25 protein-coding genes and 2 tRNA genes are annotated in these 24,608 nt (G+C 42.8%); 20 read left to right on the top strand and 7 right to left on the bottom strand.

Annotated elements, in window-relative coordinates; all coding sequences use genetic code 11:
* Positions 1 to 277: 277 nt before the first annotated feature.
* The 15 genes from MSWHS_RS12410 to MSWHS_RS12340 all read left to right on the top strand — a co-directional run bounded on the left by MSWHS_RS12410 (position 278) and on the right by MSWHS_RS12340 (position 12,905).
* Positions 278 to 802: a DUF2240 family protein gene (locus tag MSWHS_RS12410; RefSeq protein ID WP_048129697.1), complete on the top strand. Its 525-nt coding sequence runs from the start codon at positions 278 to 280 to the stop codon at positions 800 to 802.
* A 170-nt stretch (positions 803 to 972) separates the two neighbouring features.
* A complete protein-coding gene (locus MSWHS_RS12405; protein ID WP_048130647.1) occupies positions 973 to 1,353 on the top strand; it encodes a 50S ribosomal protein L18e in 381 nt (126 codons plus the stop codon).
* A 10-nt stretch (positions 1,354 to 1,363) separates the two neighbouring features.
* Positions 1,364 to 1,786: a 50S ribosomal protein L13 gene (locus tag MSWHS_RS12400; RefSeq protein ID WP_048129698.1), complete on the top strand. Its 423-nt coding sequence runs from the start codon at positions 1,364 to 1,366 to the stop codon at positions 1,784 to 1,786.
* 13 nt (positions 1,787 to 1,799) lie between these two features.
* Entirely contained in the window at positions 1,800 to 2,204 is a 405-nt protein-coding gene (locus tag MSWHS_RS12395) for a 30S ribosomal protein S9 (protein WP_048129699.1), read from the top strand.
* A gap of 8 nt (positions 2,205 to 2,212) precedes the next feature.
* Positions 2,213 to 2,401: a DNA-directed RNA polymerase subunit N gene (locus MSWHS_RS12390; protein ID WP_048129700.1), complete on the top strand. Its 189-nt coding sequence runs from the start codon at positions 2,213 to 2,215 to the stop codon at positions 2,399 to 2,401.
* Positions 2,402 to 2,476: transfer RNA gene (locus MSWHS_RS12385), tRNA-Pro, on the top strand. It begins immediately after the preceding gene.
* Positions 2,477 to 2,588: 112 nt separating this feature from the next.
* Positions 2,589 to 2,771 (top strand): DNA-directed RNA polymerase subunit K, encoded by a 183-nt coding sequence (locus MSWHS_RS12380; protein ID WP_048129701.1) that lies wholly within the window; start codon positions 2,589 to 2,591, stop codon positions 2,769 to 2,771.
* A 71-nt stretch (positions 2,772 to 2,842) separates the two neighbouring features.
* Positions 2,843 to 3,586 carry a 30S ribosomal protein S2 gene (gene rpsB / locus MSWHS_RS12375; RefSeq protein WP_052722714.1) on the top strand — a complete coding sequence of 248 codons (744 nt, stop codon included), beginning with the start codon at positions 2,843 to 2,845 and terminating at the stop codon, positions 3,584 to 3,586.
* Positions 3,587 to 3,654: 68 nt separating this feature from the next.
* Positions 3,655 to 4,458: an MEMO1 family protein gene (locus tag MSWHS_RS12370; RefSeq protein ID WP_048129702.1), complete on the top strand. Its 804-nt coding sequence runs from the start codon at positions 3,655 to 3,657 to the stop codon at positions 4,456 to 4,458.
* Positions 4,459 to 4,665: 207 nt separating this feature from the next.
* Positions 4,666 to 5,571: a mevalonate kinase gene (locus MSWHS_RS12365; protein WP_048129703.1), complete on the top strand. Its 906-nt coding sequence runs from the start codon at positions 4,666 to 4,668 to the stop codon at positions 5,569 to 5,571.
* A gap of 165 nt (positions 5,572 to 5,736) precedes the next feature.
* Positions 5,737 to 6,519, top strand: a complete 783-nt coding sequence (locus MSWHS_RS12360) for an isopentenyl phosphate kinase (RefSeq protein ID WP_048159142.1) — start codon at positions 5,737 to 5,739, stop codon at positions 6,517 to 6,519.
* A 3-nt stretch (positions 6,520 to 6,522) separates the two neighbouring features.
* The gene (gene fni / locus MSWHS_RS12355; protein ID WP_048129705.1) at positions 6,523 to 7,620 is read left to right on the top strand and encodes a type 2 isopentenyl-diphosphate Delta-isomerase; all 1,098 of its coding nucleotides are present in this window, start codon (positions 6,523 to 6,525) and stop codon (positions 7,618 to 7,620) included.
* Positions 7,621 to 7,849: 229 nt separating this feature from the next.
* Positions 7,850 to 8,668: an IS5 family transposase gene (locus MSWHS_RS12350; protein ID WP_048127483.1), complete on the top strand. Its 819-nt coding sequence runs from the start codon at positions 7,850 to 7,852 to the stop codon at positions 8,666 to 8,668.
* Positions 8,669 to 10,557: 1,889 nt separating this feature from the next.
* Positions 10,558 to 11,901 carry an RNase J family beta-CASP ribonuclease gene (locus MSWHS_RS12345; protein ID WP_048129706.1) on the top strand — a complete coding sequence of 448 codons (1,344 nt, stop codon included), beginning with the start codon at positions 10,558 to 10,560 and terminating at the stop codon, positions 11,899 to 11,901.
* Positions 11,902 to 11,939: 38 nt separating this feature from the next.
* Positions 11,940 to 12,905 (top strand): polyprenyl synthetase family protein, encoded by a 966-nt coding sequence (locus tag MSWHS_RS12340; protein WP_048130652.1) that lies wholly within the window; start codon positions 11,940 to 11,942, stop codon positions 12,903 to 12,905.
* Positions 12,906 to 13,049: 144 nt separating this feature from the next.
* On the opposite strand, the gene ppdK is transcribed toward MSWHS_RS12340, so the two are convergent.
* Both ppdK and MSWHS_RS20505 read right to left on the bottom strand, forming a co-directional pair.
* The gene (ppdK, locus tag MSWHS_RS12335) at positions 13,050 to 15,701 is read right to left on the bottom strand and encodes a pyruvate, phosphate dikinase (RefSeq protein WP_048129707.1); all 2,652 of its coding nucleotides are present in this window, start codon (positions 15,699 to 15,701) and stop codon (positions 13,050 to 13,052) included.
* Positions 15,661 to 15,972, bottom strand: a complete 312-nt coding sequence (locus MSWHS_RS20505) for a hypothetical protein (protein WP_156151234.1) — start codon at positions 15,970 to 15,972, stop codon at positions 15,661 to 15,663. The genes ppdK and MSWHS_RS20505 overlap by 41 nt, the downstream gene beginning before the upstream one ends.
* 230 nt (positions 15,973 to 16,202) lie before the next feature.
* Between MSWHS_RS20505 and MSWHS_RS12330 the strand changes: the two genes are divergently transcribed.
* The 3 genes from MSWHS_RS12330 (at position 16,203) to MSWHS_RS12320 (ending at position 18,563) form a co-directional block, all read left to right on the top strand.
* Positions 16,203 to 16,463, top strand: coding sequence for a Gar1/Naf1 family protein (locus MSWHS_RS12330; protein WP_048130661.1), 261 nt, complete (start codon positions 16,203 to 16,205; stop codon positions 16,461 to 16,463).
* A gap of 192 nt (positions 16,464 to 16,655) precedes the next feature.
* Entirely contained in the window at positions 16,656 to 17,669 is a 1,014-nt protein-coding gene (locus MSWHS_RS12325; protein ID WP_048129709.1) for a transcription initiation factor IIB, read from the top strand.
* Positions 17,670 to 17,909: 240 nt separating this feature from the next.
* A complete protein-coding gene (locus tag MSWHS_RS12320) occupies positions 17,910 to 18,563 on the top strand; it encodes a LysE family transporter (protein WP_048129710.1) in 654 nt (217 codons plus the stop codon).
* Between the two features lie 170 nt (positions 18,564 to 18,733).
* Here MSWHS_RS12320 and MSWHS_RS12315 read toward each other — a convergent pair whose 3' ends face one another.
* The gene (locus tag MSWHS_RS12315) at positions 18,734 to 19,021 is read right to left on the bottom strand and encodes a hypothetical protein (protein WP_231585419.1); all 288 of its coding nucleotides are present in this window, start codon (positions 19,019 to 19,021) and stop codon (positions 18,734 to 18,736) included.
* A 294-nt stretch (positions 19,022 to 19,315) separates the two neighbouring features.
* Between MSWHS_RS12315 and MSWHS_RS12310 the strand changes: the two genes are divergently transcribed.
* Together MSWHS_RS12310 and MSWHS_RS12305 are read left to right on the top strand one after the other, a co-directional pair.
* The gene (locus MSWHS_RS12310) at positions 19,316 to 20,326 is read left to right on the top strand and encodes a class I SAM-dependent methyltransferase family protein (protein ID WP_048129711.1); all 1,011 of its coding nucleotides are present in this window, start codon (positions 19,316 to 19,318) and stop codon (positions 20,324 to 20,326) included.
* A 533-nt stretch (positions 20,327 to 20,859) separates the two neighbouring features.
* Positions 20,860 to 20,931 (top strand) — tRNA-Thr (locus tag MSWHS_RS12305).
* 52 nt (positions 20,932 to 20,983) lie between these two features.
* Here MSWHS_RS12305 and MSWHS_RS12300 read toward each other — a convergent pair.
* The 4 genes from MSWHS_RS12300 to tnpB all read right to left on the bottom strand — a co-directional run bounded on the left by MSWHS_RS12300 (position 20,984) and on the right by tnpB (position 24,591).
* Positions 20,984 to 21,445: a peroxiredoxin gene (locus tag MSWHS_RS12300; protein WP_048129712.1), complete on the bottom strand. Its 462-nt coding sequence runs from the start codon at positions 21,443 to 21,445 to the stop codon at positions 20,984 to 20,986.
* A gap of 59 nt (positions 21,446 to 21,504) precedes the next feature.
* Positions 21,505 to 21,600, bottom strand: coding sequence for a hypothetical protein (locus MSWHS_RS21675; protein ID WP_231585418.1), 96 nt, complete (start codon positions 21,598 to 21,600; stop codon positions 21,505 to 21,507).
* Positions 21,601 to 21,712: 112 nt separating this feature from the next.
* The gene (locus MSWHS_RS12295; protein WP_048129713.1) at positions 21,713 to 22,381 is read right to left on the bottom strand and encodes a dienelactone hydrolase family protein; all 669 of its coding nucleotides are present in this window, start codon (positions 22,379 to 22,381) and stop codon (positions 21,713 to 21,715) included.
* 1,097 nt (positions 22,382 to 23,478) lie between these two features.
* Positions 23,479 to 24,591: an IS200/IS605 family element RNA-guided endonuclease TnpB gene (gene tnpB / locus MSWHS_RS12290; protein WP_048159141.1), complete on the bottom strand. Its 1,113-nt coding sequence runs from the start codon at positions 24,589 to 24,591 to the stop codon at positions 23,479 to 23,481.
* Positions 24,592 to 24,608 lie beyond the last annotated feature (17 nt).

The following is a 24,608-nucleotide window of genomic DNA, read 5'->3' as shown; positions in this document are numbered from 1 at the left end:
TACAGACTTAAATATGATCTCTGTGCCGGAGAAATTTACTTTTACAAGGGATTTCTTCAAATGTGAAATTGAATCCAGTGAGACTTATTTATACATTGAATCCTGTAGGACTTATTTATACATTGAATCCAGTGAGACTTATTTATACATTGAATCCTGTAGGACTTATTTATACATTGAATCCAGTGAGACTTATTTATACATTGAATCCAGTGGGACTTATTTACATTATACTATACTGCCCTTTCCCAGCGCAGTTATTTTTCGAGGTTCGTGAATGGAAGAACTTAAACGTGTTGTTTCTGCTCCTTTTAAGAAAAATCTTGCAGGCTCTCTCCCGGAAAAAGACTTTGAATTTTCCCTTGCCTTTGACCTGAAATGGTTTTCCCCAAAGATTGCTTCTGAAGTAAAGAGCCGCGCCCTTGAAGCAGGCCTGCTTTCCCTTAAGGACGGTGCACTTTTACCCTGTTTTGATGTTGAGAGTGTCCGACTTCCCCATGCTTTTAAGCCACCAGAAAATTTTCTCGAACTCAAAGAGAAACCCGGAAAAACCGGCAACTCTTCTGCAAGGCGCCACAGGGAAGAAATATCCTTAGAACAGATTCTTGACTTCGTTTCCGCGGATACGGGAGTGAACAGACAACGGCTTGTTTCCGAAATCAATTCCATGCAGGACCGACTTGCTTATCTTGTGGATATCCGGATAGTGGCACTTATTGTGGCAAGAAAGTTCGGATGCGACATAGAAGTAATACTTGGAAAGGTTTCCAGGGTTGTTCTTGGCTCTTCCGATTACGCATAATCTTTATGTACTAGAAATGTTATTCACATCATACCAATCCGACTAATCGCTTGATCTTTAATTTGCTGCCCCGAGCTTCATAGCTACGGCAGCTATAGCGATGTTCGAACGCGATAGGGAATTTTTTCCGCGTGAGTGAGATTCATACAGATCTTGCGGAGGAACATACATTGGGTAAAAAATCACTGGTAAAACTAACAAGAAAAACGAATCCAAGAATCGTTTCCCTGATTCTTACCCTGAAAGATGGGGCAAATGTAGATTCTGCCCCCATCTGGAAGGATATTGCGAAACGTCTTGAGGCGCCGTCCAGAAACTATGCGGCTGTGAATATAAGCAAGATCAACAGGCACACTAATGAAGGTGATGTCCTGCTTATCCCCGGAAAAGTCCTGGGCGCAGGTCTCCTTGATCATCCTGTAACTGTTGCGGCTTTAACATTCAGCGAATCAGCAGTTGAAAGAATCACTGAAGTTGGCGGCAAGTGCCTGAGTCTCGAAGAGATCATGGAAGCAAATCCAAAAGGGTCCGGTATCCGGATTTTCCGCTGAGGTGACGAAGATGACGGTTATCGATGCAAATGGGCTTATTCTGGGGCGTCTTGCAAGTTCGGTTGCAAAACAGTTGCTTTCAGGAGACGAAAAGGTTTATATCATAAATGCCGAAAAAGCCATCATTTCTGGCTCAAGGGCAGCCACCCTTAGAGAGTACCGGGAGACCCGGGAAAGGGGTGCAACGGAATTCGGGCCTTACTTCCCGAAGCGTCCGGATCGCATCCTGAAGAGGACTATTCGTGGCATGCTGCCCTATAAGAGAGCAAGAGGAAAGGATGCAATGTCCAAGCTAAAAGTCTATGTAGGTGTCCCCTATGAACTTGAGGGCATTGAAACGAGCACCATCGCAGATGCCGACATGAGGCTTCTGAGTTCCAACAAGTACATAGAGCTTGGTGAAGTGAGCCAGAAAATGGGTTCAAAGTTCTAATGGGTGAGTCCTCATGATCAAAGTAATTAATTCATCTGGAAAGCACAAGACTGCAACTGCTCGCGCAACAGTCATGAAAGGTACCGGTAAGGTCAGGATCAACAAAATTCCGCTCGAGCTCTATACCCCTGAGCTTGCAATGATAAAAATCTCCGAGCCTCTGATGATCGCAGGAAACGATGTTGTTTCCGGGCTTGATATCAATGTTGATGTTCGGGGTGGCGGAATCGTTGGGCAAGCTAACGCAGTAAGGACTGCAGTTGCCCGTGGGATTGTGGAATGGACAAATGACACAATCATCAGAGACAACTTTGCAACCTACGACCGCAATTTACTTGTAAGCGATTCCAGGCAGAAAGAATCCAAAAACTTTGGTGGACCTGGAGCAAGGGCTAAATATCAGAAATCTTACAGGTAAGGACAGTTATGATCCCAGTCCGATGTTTCTCATGTGGAAAAGTAGTCTCTAACTATTGGGATGAGTACAAAAGACGCGTCAATGACGGCGAAGACTCTGCTGCAGTACTGGATGATCTCGGAATCACCCGTTACTGCTGCCGCAGAATGTTCCTCAGCCATGTAGAACTTGTTGACGTGCTTTCACCGTACCAGTAAGGGACCGTAGGGTAGCTTGGTCCATCCTTCGGCGTTCGGGACGCCGTAACCTGAGTTCGAATCTCAGCGGTCCCATTTCCCTTTTTCAAGGGCACTGGTTCTCAGGTGTATGTACTGAATATCAAATATATCATGCTTCTCGATTATCGGAATTCATCGGAGCGTTTTTAAGTTTCAGGGTGATCTGTTGGTCAAGGAAAAATATACCCGGTTCGAACGTGCACGAATTGTAGGTGCAAGAGCATTGCAAATAGCAATGGGGGCTCCTGTCCTGGTTGAAGATGACGGGCGGCTGGACCCCCTGGGTGTAGCCATTTTAGAGTTGAAGACCGGAGTTATTCCTATAACGGTCAAACGTAAGAAAAGCTGAAGACGTAATGGGATACATTTCAGATACTGAATGCGTTTTATTGTTGATTCTATATTTTATGAGGTGACTTTATGGAGGAAATTGAGCAGACAGGGAAGGAGGAAACCGGAGCACAGCCTTTGCCTGAAGAAGATGTCGTGGCTGAAGCAAAACCTGTACCTGAAAAGGAAGCCGCAGTAAAAACCGGATCTGTACCTGTGGAATCGGAGAACGAAGTAACTTCTCCAAAAGAGGGATCCACATCCCTGGTGTCCATTGACGAATACCTGGCGGCAGGCATTCACATCGGAACTCAGCAGAAAACTCAGGATATGATGCGTTTCGTATACAGAGTCAGAACTGACGGGTTATACGTACTTGATATCCAGTCAACAGATGAAAGGATCAGAGTTGCATCAAAATTGCTCTCTCACTATGACCCTACCAGAATCCTTGTAGTATCTTCAAGGCAGTATGGTCAGCACCCTGCAAGAATGTTCTCAAGGGCACTTGGCACAAGGGCAATGCTCGGAAGGTTTATCCCAGGTTCTCTTACAAACCCGCAGATGCATGGTTTCTTTGAACCTGATGTGATTATTGTAACCGACCCGGCCGGCGATGCCCAGGTCCTGAAAGAAGCATCAAGCATTGGAGTGCCTGTGGTAGCACTTTGTGACACCAACAACCTGACCTCAAATGTGGATCTCGTAATCCCAACCAACAACAAGGGTAGAAAAGCTCTCTCTCTCGTCTACTGGCTGGTTGCAAGGGAAGTATCTCGACTCAATAATACTCCCTTCAATTACGAACTGCCAGATTTCGAAACTCCCCTCTGATTTCGAAACATTCGTCCTGCACACTGAAAGGGTTTATAAAAATTGCCCATATCTTATATTATGGGTGATTGGAAATGAGACAGCCAGCAGTTGCAGGGCAGTTCTATCCCCTGCGTTGTGAAAATCTGGAGAAAGAACTTAAACAGTGTTTCGAAGGCCTGGAGATAAGGGAACGAAAAGTTATTGGGGCCGTTTGCCCGCATGCCGGGTATATCTATTCCGGGAAAGTTGCTGCACATGTTTATGCAACTCTTCCAGAAGCTGATACCTATGTCCTTTTTGGTCCCAACCATACAGGGTACGGTTCGCCGGTCTCCTTATCCAGGGAAACATGGAAAACACCCCTGGGGACTATTGATGTTGACCTCGAACTTGCCGACGGATTTCTCGGGAGCATCGTTGATGCGGATGAACTGGGACACACATACGAGCATTCTATTGAAGTCCAGCTTCCTTTCCTTCAGTACCGTTTCGGACGAGATTTTAAAATTCTTCCTATCTGCATGGGCATGCAGGATGAAGAAACAGCAGTTGAGGTGGGAAACCTTGTTGCTGACCTTGTTGTTGAAAGCGGAAAACGTGCGATCATCATAGCGTCAAGTGATTTCACTCACTACGAAACCGCTGAACGTGCAAGGGAAACGGATAACGAAGTTATAGATGCGATCCTGAATTTCAATGTCCCGGACATGTATGATCGTCTCTATAGAAGAAATGCTTCAGTATGTGGATATGGGCCTATTGCAGCAATGCTTTCAGCTTCTCAAAAACTCGGAGGGTCCAGGGCAACTCTGCTTAAATACGCAAATAGCGGGGATGTTTCAGGAGATATGAATGCTGTTGTCGGGTACGCTGCTATTATTGTGGAGTAAAGGCAGATCTATGCGAAAAATGAAGTCTGCTCGTTTTTGATTATGTGGAAAACACTCAGTGAAGGAAACACCCGGGAGAAGATTCATGCCGGGATAAATTTTTTTATATAATTTTTACTTTTACTTATGGTCAGCCTCTTCGAGAATAAAGTTCATTAATATACATACTCAAATTCAACAAAACTTAAAAAATTTTTGAGGAATAATATGGTTTCATGTTCTGCGCCCGGGAAAATCTATCTTTTCGGAGAGCATGCGGTTGTTTATGGAGAAACCGCAATAGCATGTGCAGTGGAGTTGAGAACCCGGGTGCGGGTAGAGTTAAACAGCTCCATAGTTATCCAGTCCCAGCTTGGGAAAACAGGGCTTGATTTTGAAAAACACCCCTATGTTTCTGCAGTTATTGAAAAAATGAAAGAATTTGTGCCCATAAAAGGCGTCTTTTTGACCGTGGATTCCGATATCCCCGTGGGCTCAGGGCTAGGATCTTCTGCTGCAGTAACAATTGCAAGCATAGGGGCACTCAATGAGTTTTTTGTCTGTGGTCTTTCCCTTGAAGAGATTGCAAAACTGGGGCATGAAATCGAGATAGAAGTACAGGGGGCAGCAAGCCCTACCGATACATATGTTTCTACTTTCGGAGGGGTTGTTACCATCCCGGAACGGAGGAAGTTAAAAACTCCCGACTGCGAAATTGTGATCGGGGATACCGGAGTTTTTTCATCTACAAAAGAGCTTGTGGCAAATGTCAGGCAACTTCGTGAGAGTTACCCTGAGCTGATAAGACCTCTTATGGCTTCTATTGGCAAAATCTCCAGAATTGGGGAAACTCTTGTGCTTTCAGGAGACTACGCTTCCATTGGCAGGCTCATGAACGTGAACCAGGGCCTGCTTGACGCACTTGGGGTAAATATCCTTGAACTTTCATGTTTAATCTATTCGGCAAGGGCAGCAGGAGCTTTCGGGGCAAAGATTACGGGAGCTGGAGGTGGCGGCTGTATGGTTGCCCTTACAGCCACTGAAAAGTCTGCACAGGTAGCTGGAGCCATTGCAAGAGCAGGGGGTAAGGTCACCATTACAAAACCCACAGAACAGGGACTGAAGGTCGATTGAGCCTGAATGCCGGATGGAGCATTTGATAACAATTATTCACGGTTATAACAATTATTCACGGTTGTAACAATTATTCATGGTTATAACAATTATTCATGGTTAATACTGTTGCAGAGTAATTCTTTAGATCGACTGAAAGCTATTTAATAAGGTATAAGTGGTATAATGAACGCTTCAACCGAATCTGTTATTCTTAAGCTCGGAGGCAGCGCCATTACTGATAAAGGCGCATATGAAGGAGTTGTAAAAGAGGCTGACCTTCTAAGGATTGCACGGGAAGTTTCAGGCTTCCGGGGGAAAATGATTGTTGTACATGGAGCCGGCTCTTTCGGGCATACCTACGCCAAAAAATACGGGCTTGACCGGACTTTTGACCCGGAAGGGGCAATTGTAACTCATGAATCCGTAAAAAAACTTGCATCGAGGGTTGTGGATGCTCTGAACAGTTTCGGAGTTCGGGCTATTGCCGTGCATCCTATGGGCTGTACTGTTTGCAAAAATAGACGGATAGAGAGCATGTACCTTGACAGCATAAAACTCATGCTCGAAAAAGGTTTTGTCCCGGTACTGCACGGAGACGTTGTTATGGACCTTGAACTCGGGACCTGCATCCTCTCGGGAGATCAGATAGTTCCCTATCTGGCAAAAGAACTCGGGATCACGCGGCTCGGGCTGGGTTCAGCCGAAGATGGGGTACTTGATAAGGATGGAAAACCGGTGCCTGAGATTACTCCTGAAAACTTTGAGGAATTTCGGCAATGTATCAGGGGTTCGGAAAGTACGGATGTTACAGGCGGAATGCTTGGAAAGGTTTTGGAACTTCTGGAACTTAGCAAAAATTCTAGTATTACTTCATATATATTCAATGCAGGAAAAGCTGATAACATTTACAGGTTCTTAAATGGGGAATCCATAGGGACCAAGATCAGTCCGGATAAAAAGGTATGAAGCATGATTAATACTACCTCAAGGCGAAAGATAGAACACCTGAAGCTCTGCGCTGAAAGCCCGGTTGAATCCAGGGGGATCAGTGCTGGTTTTGAAGATGTGACTCTGATCCACAGGGCGCTTCCCGAATTAAACATGGACGAGCTTGACCTTTCGGTGGATTTCCTTGGAAAAAAGATGCTAGCCCCGTTTTTGATTGCATCTATCACAGGAGGGCACCCTGACACCATCCCTGTCAATGCTGCACTTGCAGCTGCAGCCGAAGAGCTGGGAGTAGGGATAGGGGTTGGCAGCCAGAGAGCTGCAATTGATGACCCTGCTCAGGAAGACTCATTCAGGATTGTCAGGGACGAAGCTCCGAATACCTTTGTCTATGGAAATGTCGGGGCTGCCCAGATCCGCCAGTACGGGGTAGAAGGGGTAGAAAAACTCATTGAAATGATCGATGCTGATGCCCTTGCCATTCACCTGAATTTCTTACAGGAAGCCATCCAGCCCGAAGGAGACAGAGATGCTATCGGTTGCCTGGATATGATTACTGAAATTTGTTCTGTGCTCAAAACTCCCGTGATTGTGAAAGAGACAGGTGCAGGCATTTCCAGGGAAGATGCCCTTCTTCTTCATAAAGCCGGAGTCTCTGCAATTGATGTCGGAGGGGTTGGGGGCACCAGCTGGGCAGGAGTCGAGGTTTACAGGGCAAAAAAAAGCAGGGACTCGGTCTCCGAACGCCTCGGAGAACTCTTCTGGGACTTTGGAATCCCGACTGTTGCCAGCTTGATAGAATCCAGGGTATCTCTCCCGATAATCGCAACTGGCGGAGTCCGGACCGGACTTGATATTGCAAAGTCCCTCGCTCTCGGAGCCAGTGCGGCAAGTGCAGCCCTGCCCTTTGTGGGGCCTTCTCTTGAAGGAAAAAAATCGGTTGTCAGTGTCCTCTCCCATATGTTGGATGAGTTCAGGGCTGCAATGTTTCTTTGCGGCTGTGCAAACATCCAGGCCCTGCATAATGCACCGGTTGTTGTCACCGGATGGACGCTCGAATACCTTGGACAACGCGGTTTTAATGTAAAAGACTACTCTTTACGCAAAAATGCACTTTAACTTTGGGAGCGCGGAGGCACAGCGAGAAGTCCCCTTCCTCGGAACAGGTGGGGGATGAAAGCGAAGCTTCGCATAGTAGCAAAATATAACTTATAACATCCAAACGGTCAACTGTTGTTGGTTTTGTAAACATATTTATGCTTTCAACTCCTATATATAACTACAAGCGGTCTGAACTTAGAGCCTATCCGAAAAGTAGAATAACTATATTTTAGGGTAATGTTGATTAGTGGTAACACGAAAAAACGGACATGACTACGAGATTTCTGATGAATTCTGGACTAAAATCAAACCATTATTACCTTTCCCTAAACCCAAAAAGAAGCCTGGACGACCTCGAAAAGATGATAAGAGAATACTGAGTGGTATTTTTTATCTTCTTCGTACTGGTTGCCAATGGAAGGCGTTGCCACGCTTTTATGGAGCTCCAAGCACTGTCCATGATCGGTTTCAGGAATGGCAAAGATCAGGGTTATTTGAGAATATGTGGAAAGCTGGTCTAGTGGAGTATGATAATCAAAACGGATTAGAGTGGGAATGGCAAGCAATTGACGGTGCTATGACAAAAGCTCCACTAGGTGGAGCTGGGACCGGAGCTAATCCAACTGATCGTGGCAAAAAAGGTACAAAAAGGAGTCTGTTAACAGATGGTAAAGGTATACCACTATCGGTTACTGTTGATGGAGCAAATCGTCACGATAAAAAGCTTGTAAAAGAGACTTTAGATGCCATTATTTTTGAAAGACCGTCTCAAGATGATGTTATTCAGAATATATGTATGGATAAAGGATATGATTTTCCTGATATCAGAGAATTAGTTAAAGAATATGGTTATACTGCCCATATCAAAAGCCGTGGAGAGGAAAACATAAGAATAGAGATACCAGGTTTTAGGGCAAGAAGATGGGTTGTGGAAAGGACACATTCTTGGATAAACAGATTCAGAAGAATGCTTATTAGATGGGAAAAGAAAATTGAGAATTACTTTGCGATGCTTCATTTCGCATGCGCATGGATAACATTCAGAGCAGCGGGACTTTTCGGATAGGTTCTTAGACTATATGGTTCTACAGAGAAGTTCTGCAGGTAAAAAGCTAAATGGTGATAGTAAGACTTGATACGTTATCTCTCTTACACCCTGTGGTAACAAAACTAAAACAGACCGTATATTGTGTGATCTTTGGAACAGAAATGTTCCTATCACAAAAAGCCTTGTGTACAGACCTTCGATAGCAATATCGGAAATCTACGACAATACAGGTGTTTTGAGAAATTGAGATTCTTTGAGAATCGAAGCTGACGATAAAAATACTCGTAGGAAGCTCCTTCCTTACCATCAAGCATTTCAGATACTTGCGCGTCCATTACAGATTTCTTTGATTACAGATTTCTTTGATTACAGATTTCTTTGATTACAGATTTCTTTGATTACAGATTTCTTTGATTACAGATTTCTTTGATTACAGATTTATTCCATGACAATGTTTATACGTAAAACAGAAGTAATGTCTCAAAAGAAAATAGTTAATATTAGTTAATATTAATCTGAGAAATTATTTATTAATCTGAACTCTTAATCAGGGGAAAAGTAATTAGCTTTGTTTCCCTTTAGGTATACCGGAAGAGTAAAAGAATGCCGTTTATCTTGAAATACTGTAAAATCGTGAAATAAAGAGGTAATTTTTCTGGAAATTCAGATAAGTATAATTATCAGGATAGGATTTAGCTGAATATAACTCGGTGTCAAATTACCTTCATTAAGCAAAGCAGAGATTAGTTGCTTAAGATCCTTAATTTGGGAATTAACTCTTAGAACTACTCATGAATTACTAGTCTGAAGATCAATTCCCCGGGATAAAGACCTTAGAAACATTAATTGGGGTTAATATCCTTTGAAATATACTCCTATTGGGGTTAATATCCTTTGAAATATACTCCTCAAACTCATCAACTCAGGGCCAATTCAAAAAATTGGTCCTTTAAAGTCTTGATTTTAAGAATCAACTTCTTTAAATCATTCATTAGCACCATTTATAAAATTGTTAAATTAAAGGTCACTTATCCAATTCATTAAATCAGGAATTGTTCATAAGGTCAACTGGAATAAGGGATCAATTATAATAAAAGTCATTCAGGCAAGTATTGAAGTGATTTCCATACCTGGTCAACTGGAATATGGAAAATGCTGGAATGCAGGAAAATAAACTATTGGAGTATGAAGACAAATCATTGGAAATTAGAATATAGAAAATAGGTTATTAGAATATAGAAAATAGGTTATTAGAATATAGAAAATAGGTTATTAGAATATAGAAGATGGGTTATTAGAATATAGAAGATGGGTTATTAGAATATAGAAAATGGGTAATTAGAATATAGAAGATAGGTTATTAGAATATAGAAAATAAGTTATTAGAATATAGAAAATGGGTAATTAGAATAGAGGAAAATAGATTAGTAAAGTCATTTAAAAGTAACAGCTTACCCTTAATTCGTAGTATGGTTGGAATCAGGCTTTTTGAAAAATAGTTGTAACTAAGGAAGGATACTGAAAGTGCCTGTAGACCAAGCTTGGATCTGGAATTCCCTCAATGGATCGGAAAGCCCTTTGAAAATCGATATTATACAAGAACAAGATCGAAGGTAGTTTCCGGAAGTTCTGGCAGATTAAAATATTTGTATACTGAAACAAATATATAATTAAAGTTGCATTATTCTGCTAGGAACTGCAACCTGGTGTCTTTCATCCGAAAGAAGATTCCTTCAAGGGCAAATGGGTAGCTTTTAGAGTGGCTTTTCTAAAGATTATTCTATACCTCTACTACTATACCGGTTACATTCATTGTCATTGATTTAAGACCGTTACCTTATTCGTTTTGAGGTTTTGGTTTCACAAGGATAAAAAAGGTAAAAAAATTCAATAAGAGGTTAAAAAATATGACTGAAATAGGAATTGTTGCAGTCGGCGGCTACAACGAAATGGGCCGCAATATGACTGCCATTATTATAGGTGAAGATATTGTCATTCTGGATATGGGGCTCAGGCTTGACCGTGTTCAAATTCATGAAGACGTTGAAATTGACAAAATGCATTCTCTTGAACTAATCGAGATGGGTGCAATCCCTGATGATACTATCATGAAAGAGATCAATGGGACTGTAAGGGCAATCGTCTGCACTCACGGGCACCTTGACCACATCGGTGCAATTCCGAAGCTCGCCCACAGGTACAATGCTCCTATACTTGCTACCCCATATACCGCAGCTATCATCAAACAGCAGATAGACTCTGAGCGCAAGTTTGAGGTCTGCAACAGAGTTATTCCTTTACAAGCAGGTGGGACCTATCAGGTTACGGAAGATATTTCTATAGAATTCATCAGAGTCCAGCACAGTATTATCGACTGTGTACTTGCAGCTGTACATACTCCGGCAGGAGCTGTTCTTTACGCCTGTGATTTCAAGCTGGACAGGACTCCTACTATGGGTGAAGCTCCTGACTTCGAGCGTTTCAAATCCCTCGGAAAGGAAGGGGTCATTGCAATGATTACCGAAAGCACGAATGCAGGGCGCTCAGGAAAGACCCCCTCCGAACAGATTGCAAAGGACATGGTCAGGGATGTACTGCTCGGGACAGAAGAGTCCGATGTGGGCATGATCATTACGACTTTTGCCTCTCACATTGCAAGGCTCAAAGCGATTATCGAGGCTGCCGAGGAAATGGGCAGAATTCCGGTGCTTATGGGGCGCTCCATGGAACGTTATGTGAGTGCAGCCAGAGATGTTGGATATCTTGACCTGCCCTCCAATGTGGAGATTTACGGCATGAGAAAAGATGTAGACAGGGCATTCAAGCGTATCATGCAGGAAGGCAAGAACAAGTATCTACCTATTGTTACAGGACACCAAGGAGAACCAGGCTCTATTCTCATGCGGGTTGCAAACGGGGAAACGCCTTACGCAATTGAACCTGGAGACAAGATCATTTTCTCAGCAAATGTAATCCCTAGCCCAATGACTCAGGCAAACCGCTATGCACTTGAGACCAAACTCAGGATGAAGGGTGGCAGGATCTATGACAATGTTCACGTATCAGGGCACGCGTACAGGGAAGATCACTGGGAACTCTTGCGCATGGTAAATCCCGAGCATGTAATTCCTGCCCACGGAGATATGGAAATGCACGGGCACTACATCGAGATGGCAGAGGATGCAGGGTATGTACTCGGAGATACCGTACACCTTCTCAGAAACGGCGAAGTGTTATATATAGAAGAGTAACCCTATAATCAAAAACCCCCCGTGTTCTCGTGATGCCTATGATGCTTATTGATGAGATCAAAAAGAGAAGTTCCCATGTTGATGCTGCAATTGACGAACTACTTCCAATAACCCGTCCCGAGGAGCTGTACAAAGCTTCTCGCTATCTCGTGGACGCCGGCGGAAAGCGTCTTCGTCCGGCAGTCCTTATCCTGGCAGCAGAAGCTGTCGGCTCCGATCTCAAGTCTGTTTTGCCCGCAGCAGTGGCTGTGGAACTTGTACATAATTTCACTCTGATCCATGACGACATTATGGATAAGGACAATATCCGCAGGGGAATGCCTGCAGTCCATGTTAAATGGGGTGAAGCCGGGGCCATCCTTGCCGGAGACACCCTTTACTCCAAAGCGTTCGAGATCCTGTCAAAGGTTGATAACGAACCTGTAAGGATTTTAAAGTGCATGGATGTCCTCTCAAAGACCTGTACCGAAATCTGTGAAGGGCAGTGGCTTGACATGGACTTCGAAACAAGGGACAGGGTAACGGAACTTGAGTACATCGAAATGGTGGAAAAGAAGACCTCTGTCCTCTATGCAGCCACAGCCAAAATCGGTGCTCTCCTCGGTGGAGCCTCCGACGAGGTTGCCGAGGCCTTATCCGAATATGGTCGCCTCATAGGGATCGGTTTCCAGATGTACGATGACGTCCTGGACATGGTCGCTCCTGAAGAAGTGCTCGGAAAGGTTAGAGGCAGCGACCTCATGGAAGGAAAGTACACCCTCATTGTCATTGACGCCTTCAGCAAAGGCGTAAAACTGGACATCTTCGGGAAAGGGGCAGCCACTCTTGAAGAAACCGAAGCAGCTGTCCGGACTCTGACCGAATGCGGATCCATCGATTACGTGAAAAATCTTGCAATCTCATATATCAATCAAGGAAAGGCAAAACTGGATGTCCTCAGAGACTGTCCTGAAAAAGAACTTCTCCTCCAGATTGCTGACTATATGATTGCAAGGAACTACTGAAGTATGAAAAAATCTCTTTCTTGAAGAATTGCAGCAGATTCTGCTGCAATTCCAGAATTCTTTATTACTATTTTCTGGTTTTTTATAAAAAAGAAAAAAAGAAAGGGCAGGATATGGTTCTGCCAGGGTTTTAAATTTTAGATTTTATTTTGCGTTTCTCATTTTTATTGTGCTCTGTGCAGCTACAAGCCTTGCGATAGGGACTCTGTAGGGGGAACAGCTTACATAATCGATGCCTATCTGGTGCGCGAAGGTGATAGACTTCGGTTCGCCGCCGTGTTCTCCGCAGATTCCTATTTTGAGCTCGGGTTTAACAGAACGTCCTTTCCCAATTCCGATCTTCATTAGTTCGCCAACGCCTTCCTGGTCCAAAACTGCGAAGGGATCGTGTTCAAGGATGCCCGCCTTCTGATAGATAGGCACAAATTTGGACACATCATCCCTGCTGAACCCGAAGGTTGTCTGGGTAAGGTCATTTGTCCCGAAGGAGAAAAAGTCAGCTTCCTTTGCGATCTGGTCTGCGACAATTGTGGCTCTGGGCAATTCGATCATGGTTCCTACCTTGTAGTCGATCTTCATACCTTTTTCAGCCATTACTGTTTCTGCAGTCTTGCAGACTTCCTCTTTGGAAAGGGAGAGTTCTTTTACGAGACCCACGAGCGGAATCATGATTTCAGGAACTATCTCGATTCCTTCGGCTGTAAGCTCACAGGCTGCCTCCATTATTGCACGTACCTGCATGTTGTAGATTTCAGGATAGGTAATCCCAAGCCTGCAGCCCCTGTGCCCGAGCATGGGGTTAAGTTCCTTAAGGGAAACTACACGCTTGATGATTTTCTTAATCTCATCGATTTTCCCACAATCCCCGGTGGTTTCAAGTTCCTTGAGCTTTTCATAGAGCTCTTCTTTATCCGGAAGGAACTCGTGCAGAGGCGGGTCAAGGAGCCTGATGGTTACAGGCAGACCTTCCATGCTACGGAAGATTCCAAGGAAGTCTTCTTTCTGCATGGGGAGCAATTTCTTGAGAGCTTTTTTCCTGGTCTTCTCTTCTTCGGCCATGATCATTTCCCTAACTGCGGGGATCCTGTCTTCACCAAAGAACATATGCTCTGTCCTGCAAAGCCCGATACCTTCTGCACCAAGTTCGCGGGCAAGAGAAGCATCAGCCGGATTGTCGGCATTTGTCCTTACTCCGAGAGTCCTGATCTCATCAGCCCAGGTGAGAAGCTTTCTCATATCATAATTTATTTCGGCATCAATCAGGTCTACTTTCCCGATTATGACGTTTCCGAGACTTCCATCAATCGTAATATATTCGTGCTCTTTGATGGTGAAGCCGTTTACCATAAAGAGAGCGTTCTTGATATCAATTGAGATATCTCCGCAGCCTACAACACAGGGTTTGCCCATGCCCCTACCAACGACTGCAGCGTGAGAGGTCATTCCTCCGCGCACGGTAAGAACTCCCTGTGCAGCTGCCATGCCACCAATGTCTTCCGGAGAGGTCTCGGTACGGACAAGAATTGTCTTTTCGCCTAACTCTGCCATCTCTTCAGCAGCTTCGGCGGTAAAGACTACCTTTCCTACAGCAGCTCCTGGAGATGCAGGAAGCCCTTTTGCAATTATTTCCAGTTTTGCTTCCGGGTCAATTCTCGGGTGCAAGAGCTGGTCGATGTTTTCGGCTTTGACTCTGGTTACTGCAGTTTCCTTGTCTATAAGCCCTTCTGCCACCATGTCCGTTGCAATCTTTACGGTTGCCGCAGCTGTGCGTTTTCCTGTCCTGGTCTGCAGCATGTAGAGTTTTCCTTCCTGAATGGTAAACTCTATGTCCTGCATGTCCCGGAAGTGGGATTCAAGTCTCTGGCAGATATCCACAAGCTGGGAATAGGCTTCCGGGATTTCGTCTCCGAGCGTATTAATATATTTTGGGGTCCTGATCCCGGCAACCACATCTTCGCCCTGTGCATTGATGAGGTATTCTCCGAAAAACTTCTTTTCGCCTGTAGATGGGTTTCTTGTAAAAGCAACACCTGTACCTGAGGTGCTTCCTCTGTTCCCGTAAACCATGGTCTGTACAGTAACAGCTGTACCCCAGCTATCATCAATGCCATTGAGCTTCCTGTAGGTGATGGCTCTCTGGTTATTCCATGAATCAAAAACAGCATTAATTGCCAGCTGAAGCTGAACTTTAGGGTCCTGAGGGAACTCAAATCCTTTTTCGAGTTTGATTACTTCTTTGAATCTTTCTGCCAATTCTTTTAATGCTTTTGAATCGAGGTCGGTGTCGGACTTAACCCCCAGTTCCTTTTTCTTGTCCTCGATTAAGGAATCGAATTTTCTGAATTCAACTCCAAGCACCACGTCCCCAAACATGGCGATAAATCTTCGGTAACAATCGTAAGCGAATCTTTCATCATTGACTTTTTTTGCGAGTCCGATTACTGATTTGTCCGTAAGTCCAAGATTCAGAACTGTGTCCATCATCCCCGGCATGGACACCCTGGCTCCGGATCTTACAGAGACCAGCAACGGATCCTCGGGATCTCCCAGCTTTTTGCCGTTTAAGGCTTCTAGCTTATCGATTGCTTCTATTTCCTGTCTGAGCACCTCTTCGGGATATTTATTTTCCTTAAGATAAAGTACACAGACTTCGGTTGTTATTGTAAAGCCAGGTGGTACGGGGATTCCGAGATTTGCCATCTCGGCAAGGTTTGCACCCTTACCTCCAAGCAGGTCTTTCATACTACTCTTACCATCAGTTACATCCTTTCCAAAAAAATATACGAACTTGGACAATGATTCTCCTCCCTGGAACGAGATCATTATTCGGAGTTGAGTCTGGATATTCCCCAGACCTATAGTCTTCATTATTCGGAGTTGAGTCTGGATATTCTCCAGACCTATAGTCTTCATTATTCAGAGTTGAGTCTGGATATTCTCCAGACCTATAGTCTTCATTATTCGGAGTTGAGTCTGGATATTCCCCAGACCTATAGTCTTCATTATTCGGAGTTAGAGTCTGGATATTCCTCCGATTTATGGTCTGGTTGTTGCCAACAATGTCCATTTCATATATAAGCTTGTGGTTTCCTTTTCCTGTATCTTATACTTTACTCTTTTGATTTAGTTGAGATCAATGTATAATATAGGTCTTGCGATATCTTTATATATAATAAGCATAGACTACATGTGCTTTTCAGTCTACAATATATATTATTATTCAGGACTGACAGTTTAATCCACTCGAAGCCGGGGTATTCAGCCCTGTGCATAGAGGTATAACAATTCGTGGCTGATATGAAACGACTCGGTACCGTGCTACACAGGTCAGGTCTTAAAAACCTGATAATTAGAGGGGATGAGGTAAAACCCGATAACGTGTCAGGTAGTCTCCCTAAATTGAATTCGGTTGTTGTTGACAAGGCCCTGAATCGGATTGGTACAATTGCCAGTGTCTTCGGACCTGTGAACCATCCATATTTTTTAGTGAAGGGCTTTAAGCGAATTCCTGATTCGGAAACTCGGGCACTCGTCAATGAAAGAGTCTATATTCGGTGAGGTCTCTGGCATTTGATGAAGGTTTTAACCCTTTGTTATGGTTTAACTTTAACTGGTTTATATGTTTTTTGCTGGTTATAGCCGCAAGTTTTCTTATCCCTTATTTTATATATTTATTGTAATTTATATTGGCAGGCTTGAGATTGCAGGGAATCATAAACATAGTCATGTTAATTTGTAAGGTGATATAATATGGTAGAAGTCGAAAGAGTTCGCTATTCGGACACTCTTGAAAGAGAAAAAATACGTGCCATGATTAAAGCTCGCAAAGAAAAACAAAAAGAGCAAAATTTTGAAAACGAAAAGGCCGTATGTCCAGAATGCGGTAGCAGGAACCTTGTTCACGATTATGAGAGAGCTGAGCTCGTTTGTGGGGACTGCGGACTTGTCATTGATGCCGACTTTGTGGATGAGGGACCAGAATGGCGAGCTTTCGATCACGATCAGCGCATGAAGCGTTCCCGTGTGGGTGCGCCCATGACATATACAATTCACGATAAAGGGCTTTCCACAATGATTGACTGGAGAAATCGCGATTCCTACGGGAAATCTATCTCCTCCAAAAATCGTGCCCAGCTCTATCGTTTAAGAAAATGGCAGCGTAGAATTCGTGTAAGTAACGCAACTGAAAGAAATCTGGCTTTTGCTCTTTCTGAACTGGACAGGATGGCTTCTGCTCTTGGTCTTCCAAGGACTGTCCGGGAAACCGCAGCCGTTGTCTACAGAAAAGCTGTGGACAAAAACCTTATCCGCGGTCGCAGTATTGAAGGTGTAGCCGCAGCTGCCCTTTATGCTGCCTGCCGTCAGTGCAGTGTCCCGAGAACTCTTGATGAGATCGAAGAGGTTTCGAGGGTTAGCAGGAAAGAAATTGGAAGGACTTACCGTTTCATTTCCAGAGAACTTGCCTTAAAACTCATGCCAACTTCCCCTATCGACTATGTCCCAAGGTTCTGCTCCGGGCTTAACCTGAAGGGAGAGGTCCAGTCAAAGAGCGTTGAGATTCTCAGGCAGGCTTCAGAAAAAGAACTCACAAGCGGGAGAGGTCCAACAGGAGTTGCCGCAGCTGCAATTTACATTGCATCCATTCTCTGCGGTGAGCGGAGGACTCAGCGCGAAGTCGCAGACGTTGCCGGGGTAACGGAAGTTACCATCAGAAACAGGTATAAAGAACTGGCAGAAGAACTGGATATCGAGATAATCCTCTAAATTTTTTTTTCCGTTTTGCCAGCCGGGTTTAAGGTTTATCTGGTATGTGGAGGGAAAAATGTGCCCTCTTTTTTCATTCATTTTTTTCAGAACAGTAATTTTAGATATGCTCACATCCTGTTATCAGCCCTTTTTCTTTTTCAAAAGAACACATTTGTAGCATATATTTATAACACAGATTTGTAGCATACATTTGTAGTATACATTTATAATAAACGTTTAAAAAATTTATGATTAGTAATGCTGACAATTGAGATTTCCAAAGCCCTTCTCTTAGGCTTCACTGTCGGGCTTACAGGTGCCCTGGTCCCCGGCCCCATGCTTTTTGCAACTATAGAAGTTTCTCTCCAAAGGGGATGGTTTGCAGGTCCTGAAGTTGTTTTTGGACATATACTGGTCGAGTTTGTACTCTCTGTGCTCATTCTTTTTGGAGCTGCATCTCTTATCGGCAGCGGCACAATCTCAGCTATTTCCGTTATTGGTGGGCTTTCACTTGTGGTTTTCGGACTGCTTACTGTAAAAGGTGCAAAAGCTGCTGCTTCTGCAGGAGTTTCCCCAGGTTCTTCAGGCTTAAAATTGACTTCAAACCCCATTGCATTGGGTCTGATAACCTCCGTTTCAAACCCTTATTTCTGGATCTGGTGGCTTACTGCGGGCAGTGCGCTTGTGTTAAAGGAAAATGAACTGGGACTTCTCATCTCTGTTGCCTATCTCCTGGGGCACTGGGCAGCAGACATAGGCTGGTTTACTGCTGTGTCCGGATCTTTCAGCCGGGGAAAATCCCTGTTTCCCGAGCGCACCCATGAAATGGTTCTTTATGTCTGCGGGGGATTTTTAGTGATTTTCGGGTTTTATTTCATGCTTAACTATAATAATTCCATTCAGTTGTCCTGAAGTAGTCTCTCTATTTTTGAGACTTTTTACTATCTTCTGGGATTATCAAAATTTATCATTAATTCCATTAGCTATTGACTGCAACCAATCTAAAACCCAGAATATAACAAAAAGACTCCTATTTTTTCCCTTCAGGAGTTCTTTCTTTTATTTTTTTTCAATTTTTTTCCTCAGGGGAACTTTCCAGTAAAAGCAAAATAGAACGATATCCCTCCACTGAAGGTGAGCACCCATAAAGCCAGCAGTATCCTCATATTTCTACGAGTTTTCCAGCTCCATCTGTTAATAATGAAAATAAAACCAAAAGCCAGGGATGTGGCTCCAAAAAGACCGTGAGTATATATAACTGAAGGAGCCTTTCCGCTAATTGTCAGGTTGTAAGCCGAATAAAGCATATAAAGAACCGATAATAAGGCAAGAACATATCCCTCGGTTGCCATCTTTCCATGTCCAATCATGCCTCCTTTTTTCGATTTCTTTTTTAGTTCGACCAGGCTTAACACAAATAATAATAAAGCTCCTATTTGCAAACCAAGTGATATAGTTCTGAGGTCATATAGGATCATTTCAACTACCAGATTATCCCTTCCTTTCCATTTTAAAACTTTTCAATTATTTCTATTTTAGATGTCTCCAGGTATAAAGAGATATTTGGTAACGAAATTTCTAAAGAGATTCCCTGATTCAGTTTCGATATTGAGAAAACTTAATAACAAAAGGATAACTTTAAAGTTTCAGAAGGTCGGAGTCCTATGAAACGGCAATGCATAAAAGTTCCCAAAAAGAAAGGAGAAACTGCAAGGAGAACACTCCTTGACTTTGAAATCCTTGAAAATTCCATGAAGATCGCTTCGGATGAATCTTTTCTCTATATTCCCCTCTCCAGAGAACTTCTTTTGCATGAACTGGAAGGGCTCCCCGAAGAAGCCGAACTTGTGGAGTTCGAGTTTGAGCCTCAGGAAAAAAAACCCACGCCTGGGGATCTCCTTGGTTTCAATCCGGCTTATGAGCTCATCGGGGATATTGCACTTCTGGAAGATCCGGATCTTGATCCTCAAAAAGCTTCAAGAATTGCCGACGCCCTCCTCCTGACCCATCCAAACATAAAAACCGTACTCAAACCTCTTACTCCTGTGATCGGGGAGTTCAGAGTAAGGGAATTCGAGATTGTGGCAGGCGAACCCAGAACCGTGACTGTTCACAGGGAGTACGGGTGCCGTTACAAAGTTGACCTTGCAAAGGCATATTTTACCCCTCGCCTTTCCACTGAACGCTCGCGTATCCTCTCCTGGATACTGGAAGGGGATACTGTTGTCGATATGTTTGCAGGTGTTGGCCCTTACAGTATCCTTATAGCAAAGAGCAAAAAGCCTGCAAGGGTTGTTGCAATCGACAAAAACCCGGATGCTGTCGGCTACCTCAGGGAAAATATAACCCTTAACTCAGCAAAAAATATCGAAACAATCGAAGGCGATGCCAGGGAAGAAGCAAAAAGATTTGCAGGCACTGCCGATCATGTGATCATGAACCTTCCCCACAGTGCCCATGAGTTCCTGGACTCCGCTGTCTTCCTTACAAAACCGGGCGGTATAATCCACTATTACGGAATGACTCCTGAAGACGACCTCTTCGAAAGTTCCATTGAGCTTATCAGAAAAGCTGCGGAAAAAGCAGGACGGAAGATTGAAATTCTGGAGGAAAGGGTAGTCCGTTCTTATGCCCCTCATCAGTATAATATATGCATCGAAGCAAGGATAATTTGAAGTTTCCTTCCCCCACCCACTCCTGGAAATATTCTGAATGAAAAATGCTTTCTGCACGCCGGCACTTATGGGCAGCCGGGCCAATACACCAGTAAAAAATTTCTTTGCAGGTGAAAGAGAAGGAATCATATAATCAAAATTTCGAAAACCTATGCAAAAGAAATGTTTAAACATTTGCAGGTCAATTTCAATAAAGTTGCTTAAAACAGCTTAATTACAATTGCTTATTTACAGATCATAATTATAATCCTACAGGGAGCTGATTTCTAGTGTCCACATTTACCTATTTCATGATAGGCTTCTCAGTTCTGGTTGCTCTTATTTTTATATGGTTCTACCTCAAGTACTTTCAGAAAAGAGAGAAATAATAAGTTGAATCAGTAAAAATAATAATTAAAGAGCAAGAAAGTAACTGGCAGTTTTTGCTATCCTTCTCTTTAATTCTTCTCTTTGCAGGATGGAAACAACTCTTACGAGCGAAATAGTTAAATTCTTGATCGCTATTTTAAGTCTGCTTATTTTTCAATCCATGAGCCGTCGTGGCTTAGCGGTATAGCGGCTGATTCGTAATCAGCAGGTCGGGGGTTCAAGTCCCCCCGGCGGCTTTTTTCTAAACTAAATCTGTAAATTTTCACTGACAACCTGATAACCTAATCCTCAATTTTTCAGAACCTCTATGACCTCCTTTATATCAGGAAGCTCATGCCCCGGATATTTCTTGAAGAATACCACTTTCTGATCTTCGTCAATAATTATATTTGCTCTTTCAGAAACACCTTCCTTTTCCTTGAAGATTCCATATATTCTGGCGACTTTTCCATGCGGCCAGAAATCTGAAAGGAGCCTTATGTGCATGATACCAAGTTCCCTTGACCAGGCTTTTTTTGACGGCATGGAATCCACACTTATCCCAAGAGGTACTGTGTTCAATTCAGCAAAAAGCTCATGGTTTTCCTCAAGCAACTTCATTTGTTCTGCACATACTTTCGTCCAGGCAAGAGGGTGAAAGGACAGGAGTACCTTCTTTCCTTTCAGATCATAAAGATGCACTTCTTCCCTTTTCTGGTCTCTTAACCGGAAGTCCTTGATTGTCTCCCCTATTTTTATCTCGTTTGTCATAAATTTCCCCAATATCACATTTGTCTATCTAAGTTCTTAATGGCTTTGTGCTCCAGAACTCATGGCTCGTATAAACCTGCTATTACTGCGGTATCGGTCATGAAATCTGACATGGAATGTACGGTATCGGCAACCATTGCTGAACTGTTACCCATTCTCCCTGCAAAAAATTTAAAAACCTGTCAGCAAAACGTTTGAAGCTATCGCAACCTTTGTTACGTAAATTGCCTGGGAATACCGGGGGGTTTCCGTCTCTATATTCTTTCTTTAAAGATATTCATTAAACCACTCCCTGGCTAAACTAGCAACTTCTTCTAACGTTCCCTGTTCTTCAAAAAGATGTGTGGCACCGGGAACAATTTTAATTTCTTTATCCAGCATGGTCATCCTGTTAAAAGCCCACTGGTTCAGGTCTATTACCTGAGTGTCTTTTCCGCCTACAATAAGCAGTGTAGGTGCATCTACATATATCAGGGCACTTTCAGCAAGGTCAGGTCGCCCTCCTCTCGAAACAATTGCTTTTATCGTGTTCCCGTGTTCTTTTGCAGCCATGAGCGCAGCTGCAGCGCCTGTACTGGCACCGAAGTAACCTATTTTAAAGTTTTTAGTAGCAGGGTTGCTTAAAATCCAGGTTGTTACATTTACAAGGCGGTTTGCAAGCAGGTCAATATCAAAACGGAGATTGCGCGTTAGCATATCGATTCTCTCTTCTTCGACTGTCAGAAGGTCGAATAAAAGGGTCCCAATGCCACTTCTCTGAAGCTCCTGTGCAATATACTGGTTGCGTGGGCTGTGCCGGCTGCTCCCGCTGCCGTGAGCAAAAATAACAATTCCCTTTGCCCCTTCCGGAATAATCAGGTTTCCTTCAAGAGTGATCGAATCAATTGGAATCTTAATTCCGGAATTCCCTTTATCAATATTCGATGATACGTTCATATTGCCTCCAGACAGATTTATATTCAGTTTTTTTGCAACTTCAAAAACTACCGGGACTCAATCCCACGGAAGTAACAGCATCAGCATATCCTGAATGGTTAAGTATTTTGAAAGTTCCTTAGCTAGTATTTTATTCCAGCATCTACTCTATCTTAAAAGATTATCCTCATTTCCCTTAATCCCCTTTGTTGAGTCAAATTAATTGACAGGAATGGCTATGTTAACCTTTGGTAGCTATATTAAAACCCTTTAATATGCACATTATTATAAATTATTATTTAAATCTCGGATTTCTACTACTTTAAAACAATAGATGCCAGTAGAAGCATAGCTGGTGAAAGTATAATTGATGAAAGCAGAAAGTTTTGGAATATTCTTTAATTTTCAAATGCTTTTTATCTATAAAGCTTTTTATCTGTACAGAAGAGGGGTTTTAAATTAATTTTGCCTTAGAACGTGTCTTAAAATTAAATTTGATTCTACAATGGTGACAGTAATTATCATTTGAACTGAAAAACGGTGTCATTAAACTGTTAAATGTCTAAAGTGTAAATTTTAACCATGATGTCTAATGTATTTGCTTTCACACATCGAGCGAGTAAACCTGATGTAATAAATTTACAATCTGAATTAAAAGTCAGCAATGACCACTATCCAAATGTAGAAATGGTTTGAATTTAAAAACAGCCTCTTAATAGTGTTAAACTTACTTTTATTACTGGATTTTGGAACTGAGTCGGGTAAGACACAATTCCATGATCCAGTGATTTTTCATTTTTCTTTCAAAATTAGGACTTTTTTAAATAAACCATAAAGGATATTAGATATGCCCGCTATTACCGGAGTTTATACTTTATAGTATAGAACCTGAGTTCCCAAAATTAAAAGGTTAGATTTGAAAACCATGTCTTCAGGTTGCTTGCAGCATCTATTATTTTGACAGTTCTGGGAAAACTGAGTTTATGGGCTTATACAGGTGGAAATAGATTTTTCAACCTGGTGAACTACCACTCAGCTAAAGACTGAGTGGCTTCTTGGTTCATTCCTCCCTCTATTGAGGGCAAGTCCCCAAGCTCATCCCCGTAGTCCCTACGGTGTCATAATCCAATTAGATTCTGATCTATGAGAGCGAATTTTTTGATATTGATAGCGGCATTAATGTCTCTATCGTGTTTGGTTTTACAGTCTGGACAAATCCATTCTCTGTCTTTTAGCTGAAGCTCTTTATTGTGGTATCCACACACACTACATAGCTTAGAAGAGGGTTCAAATTGTCCTATTCTCAGGACGGTTTTTCCAAACCATTGAGCCTTATATTCCAACTTTATTACAAAACTACTCCACGCAGAATCACTTATAGCCTGTGCTAAGTGATGATTCTTAACCATGCCTTTAACATTTAGAGTTTCCAGAGCTACAGCTTGGTTTTCGCTAACAAGTCTAAAAGAGAGTTTGTTCTGGAAGTCATTTCTCTGATTTGTTATTTTGTCATGGAGTACAGCAAGTCTTCGTTTAGCTTTTGCCCTGTTCTTAGAGCCTTTCTGTTTCCTTGAGACTCTTTTCTGTAATACTTTGAGCCTTTTAAGAGAGTTTTTCAAGTACTTTTGATTCTCAACCTTTTCTCCTGTTGAAAGGACAGCAAAGTCTTTGATACCTACATCAATTCCTACTGTTGTTGATTCTGTGAAAGCTTCCTTTACTGGAAGTTCTTTTCCATCTTCAACAAGGATACTGATGTAGTAATGTCCTTTACATGTCCTTGATACCGTAGCCGTTTTAGGCTCTCCTTCAAACTTCCTGTGAAGAACTGCTTTAATTGGTTCTATTTTTGGAAGCTTGATAGTATTATTTTCAAAGTTTACAGTGTAGTGTTGAGGTACAGGGAAAGACTGTATCGGATTCTTTTTTGATTTGAACTTTGGAAACCCTGTTTTCTCTCTAAAGAATCTAGTGAAAGCGGATTCAACCTGCTTAGTCATCCCCTGTAATGATTGAGAGTTAACTTCTCCTAACCACTCATAAGAAGCCTTTAGAGTAGGAATTAATTTGTTTAAGTCAAATCTGGAAATTGATTCCCCTGTCTGCTCATAAGTTTTAATTTTCTGGTCAAGTGCCCAATTATAGACAAATCTACAGCTACCTATATGCTGATTCAATTGAATAGCTTGTGTAGTTGTAGGATAGAGTCTAAATTTGAACGCTTGCATCATACAAAGGTATTATATGC

It is taken from the genome of Methanosarcina sp. WWM596, from assembly GCF_000969965.1.
Classification (GTDB): Archaea; Halobacteriota; Methanosarcinia; order Methanosarcinales; family Methanosarcinaceae; genus Methanosarcina.
This window is presented reverse-complemented; position numbering and strand designations above follow the sequence as displayed.